This is a genomic window from Ruegeria sp. BE3 (assembly GCF_056538865.1).
The window spans coordinates 1-899 of record NZ_JBQFTW010000027.1 but is presented as its reverse complement, the minus strand read 5'-3'; the positions used below and the strand labels follow the sequence as shown (position 1 = coordinate 899).

Below are 899 nucleotides of genomic sequence, written 5' to 3'. Positions count from 1 at the left end.
GCCCAAGAGCGAATGAATGAACTGCAAAAATCGATGGCCTATGAGAAAGCTCTCGAAGTGGTATCCCAAGAAATGGGACATTTTCGCCGTGATATTACGGAGGTTTATCTGCGATGAGATGGTTTGTTTTGCTTGCCGTACTTGGCGGTATTTTCTGGACTGCAAACTGGAGCTATCACCAAATGGATCAAGCTGTTTTGATCACCGACTATTGGCAAGCCCAAGAGAATATCGAGCAATGGGGGCTAGTCAATTTTGAGGGAGACAAACCAATCGTATACGCCTTCACTAGCACCAACGGATTCTGGCCTATTTTCAAAGGATTGTGGCCTGTATGGGCGCTGTTCACCCTAATTTTTCTGATCCTAACCCCACTAACCATTTTCATCTATAACGGGATGAATAACCGCCAGATCACTGCAGCAAAAGAAGCACAAGCCGAAGCAATAGAACAGGCAGAAAAGAAAATTCAAGAGGCTAGAAACTACGAGAAAAAGACAAAAGAATGGGCAGAAGAAAAGGTCAACTCTGCCTACGAGGAACAAGGAAAACGCGTTCGAGCAGAACTGGAAAGCGAAAGTCAAAATCTCCATCAATTCAAAAATGAGCTTCTAAAAAGAGAACAAACCATAAGGGCCAAAGAAGTCGCGGCAATGAGAATACAGAAAGAAACAGAACAGAAAGTCGCGGAAATACAAAGGCAGTATTTAGAAGAGTTAAATCGATTTGAGACAGAAGCAAACGAGCTGAGGAAAGCAAAAGAGTATGCACAAAACGGCTTTCAAAGATTAAAAAGGAAGATAGAGTCACAAACCCCAACAACAGAGAGGGACAAATAATCCCTTTGTCAGAGTTAACAATCAGTTGAAGAACAACCCGAAAAAGCTGCCGCGCAAGGC

At 43.2% G+C, this 899-nt stretch carries 1 protein-coding gene; it reads left to right on the top strand.

What is annotated here, in order from left to right:
- Positions 1-113: 113 nt before the first annotated feature.
- A complete protein-coding gene (locus ACR0AZ_RS21610; protein WP_480668236.1) occupies positions 114-839 on the top strand; it encodes a hypothetical protein in 726 nt (241 codons plus the stop codon).
- The last annotated feature ends 60 nt before the right edge of the window (positions 840-899 follow it).